This window comes from Rhodospirillales bacterium RIFCSPLOWO2_02_FULL_58_16 (assembly GCA_001830425.1).
GTDB lineage: Bacteria > Pseudomonadota > Alphaproteobacteria > Rhodospirillales > 2-02-FULL-58-16 > 2-02-FULL-58-16.
The window spans coordinates 1-3,051 of the sequence record MIAA01000047.1 but is presented as its reverse complement, the minus strand read 5'-3'; the positions used below and the strand labels follow the sequence as shown (position 1 = coordinate 3,051).

1 protein-coding gene is annotated in these 3,051 nt (G+C 52.2%); it reads left to right on the top strand.

Going from position 1 to position 3,051, the window contains the following annotated elements; translation table 11 throughout:
• The first annotated feature begins 413 nt into the window (after positions 1 to 413).
• Positions 414 to 2,867, top strand: a complete 2,454-nt coding sequence (locus A3H92_09885) for a hypothetical protein (GenBank protein OHC73632.1) — start codon at positions 414 to 416, stop codon at positions 2,865 to 2,867.
• Positions 2,868 to 3,051: the final 184 nt, after the last annotated feature.

Below are 3,051 nucleotides of genomic sequence, written 5' to 3'. Positions count from 1 at the left end.
GTGAACAGACCATGTTTCACGCGAAGACGCAAAGACGCGAAAGCATAATGAAAGGTAAGCCGTTTCATTACCATCATTGCGAGCGGAGCAAAGCAATCCGGATGGCGGCAACGAAGAATGGATTGCTTCGTCTTGCTTCGTCGCTCCGCTTCTCGCAATCCTCGCAAAGACGGGCGGCGGGAAGAGTCTCCCCGTAATTGTAGGGTTTCGATTTGACTTTCTTGTAATTAACCCATACCATCGCATAATTGTCACTGATTAATATCGTGTTCCCGGCGGCATGTTGCGCCCGATAACAAGGCGGATTGTCATGCGTTTGTTGTATCGGATTGATGGAATCCCCACATATCACCTGTGGCATAGGAATTGCTGGGGGGGGGAGTCCCGTCGCATAACCCTTTCGGGAGCGTGGCATGAGTTTCATCGCTCGCGCATATGGCCTTCATTTTTTAGCGATCATCGCCTTGATCGCGGCGGGCGTTTTTGTTCTTGACGTGTCGTTTCCCCTGGGGATAGCCGCCTGCGTGCCTTACATCGCCCTTGTGCTGACCGGATTATGGCACCCCCGACGCAATTTTGTATTTGTCCTGGCGGCTACAGGCTCTGTCTTGACCGTTCTCGGGTATTTTTTCTCGGCGCCGTACGAAATCGACTGGATGGTTCTGACCGACCGGGGACAGACCATTCTGGTAATCTGGATAACGGCGGCTCTCTGTTATCGGCGCAAGGGATGGGAAGCGGAGCTGGAGGCCCGCATCCAGAGGCGCACCATGGAGTTGAGCAAAGAGATCGACAAACGGAAAAGCATGGAGATAATTATCCATAGAAATGAAGTAATGGCGAGCTTTCCGGAGGAAAACCCCAGCCCGTTGCTGATGTTCACGCAAGACGGCAGACTTTCTTATGCCAACAAGGCGAGCGCGCCTCTGCTGGATTATTTCAAATTCGGGATCGATCAACCGGCGCCTGAGGAATGGCGCCTGATCTTTGCCGAACTTCTTAAATCCGCCCGCACTTCGGAAACGCCTGAAGTTTACATGGAATGCGTCTGCGGTGAATCGGCATTTTCCTTACTCTTTATGAAAATGCGATTATCTTTTATACATATGCGCTCACCTTACGGCATCAAGGTTTACGGACGCAGCATCACCAAGCGCAAACATGCCGAAGCGGCCATGCTCGCCGCCAAGGAACAGTATCAGGACCTTTATGAAAACGCCCCGAGCGCCTACTGCTCGATCAGTTACGAAAACGGGTTGATCGTGCGCCACAACGCCGCTTTTATTCATTTGTTCGGATACGAACATGATGAACTGGCGAATATGACGCTTTTCGACCTCTACGCCCATCCGCTGGATGATAATCTTAAGGACGAAGAATTGTCCACGCTCCCCAACGAAGAGCGGGAAACCGGATGGATCGAACGACAGATGCGCCGCAAGAACGGGGAGATTATTTGGGTCAGCCTTTCGGGCAAGCCCGCAAAGATCGCCGACGGAGAGACAGCAAAATTCAGGTTAATTATCACCAACATTACCGAGTTGGTGCAAACCCGACATGATCTGATAGAACAGAAATTACATCTTTCCAATTATGCGGAGGAACTCAAGGCCAATACCCAGAGCCTTGAGGCGTCTTTCGAGGAATTAAAAATACAGCGCGACAAGGCCGAAGCCGCCGGCCTCGCCAAATCACAGTTCCTCAACACCATGAGCCACGAACTTCGCACGCCCCTGAACGCCGTCATGGGGTTCTCGGCAATAATGATCAAACAAACGTTCGGGCCGCTCGGTTCGCCCCTGTACGCGGAATACGCCAAGGATATTTATCAGAGCGGGAGCGACCTTCTCTCCATGATTGAAAACATTCTTGAAATGTCCAAAATCGACGCGACGGAATGCCGGATTCACCGGGAAGCGTTTATCCTTGCGGATTTGACATCGGAAGTCTTCGCGTCGGTTAAAGGCAGGGCCGATGAGAATAAAATTTCCCTGATCAACGAAATTTCACCGGAACTTCCGCTGCTTTTTGCCGATAAAAAGGCGATCAGGCAGATATTGATCAACCTGATCGTTAATGCGATTAAATTCTCTCATGAGGGCGGCGCCGTCGTGGTTGCGGCTAAGGCATTGACGCCGCACTTTAATATTACCGTCACGGATACCGGCGTCGGCATTTCCGGGGAGAACATTTCGACGGCGATGGAGCCGTTTTCACAAATCGAACGTAGTAACCATAAAAAACAGGAAGGAATGGGTCTCGGGTTGCCCCTGTGCAAGGCGTTGACGGAACTTCACGGAGGCGAATTGCGCATTGACAGCGAACTCGGCAAGGGTACGAAAGTTACGGTAACGCTGCCCGTTTCCACGCAAATCACATGGTCCCCCTCGATGAGCGTCGGGATTGCCGTCCTCGACTCCGACCACAAAATTCTTCTGGCGGTGATTGACCGGCTGGTTGCCTCCTCGTGGGTGGGCGACGGCCATAAAGTCGTCAAGGACGCGATTGAGGCGCTGTCCGTCTTTGGAGAAATTCACCTCGGCATTGAAGAAGTATTGATGGACGCCCTGGAATATCCCGACGCCGAGGAGCACAAGGCGGAACATGAAAAATTCCGTAGCTGGGTGAGCGATCTGAAAAAAAATTACGGTGAACGAAAGAACCCCCATGAAATTGCGGAGATCGGCGATTACCTTGGAAAGTGGTTCATCCATCACATCTTGACTGTCGATAAGGCGTACAGTGAATTCTTCGATCATAAGGCGGAGGACGTTTCGACCCGCCTCGCTGATTACATAGGCGTGATGAGAACCCTGAATTACACGGGCGCGAAGAAAGCCTTGGAGGATCGACAATGCCCGATGTAATGCCAACGGCCCCATGACAGCCCCCTGCGCTTTCCCCTCCTTACCAAGGAGGGGTATACCCCCTAACGCCCGGCGCGTTGACCGGGACAAGCACTGTTTTATGAACCACATAGCGTAATTCCGGTGGTCACTCTCCCGAGCCTATAATGCGGGGTCGCGCAACAGCGCCCCAATAGGCAAACAT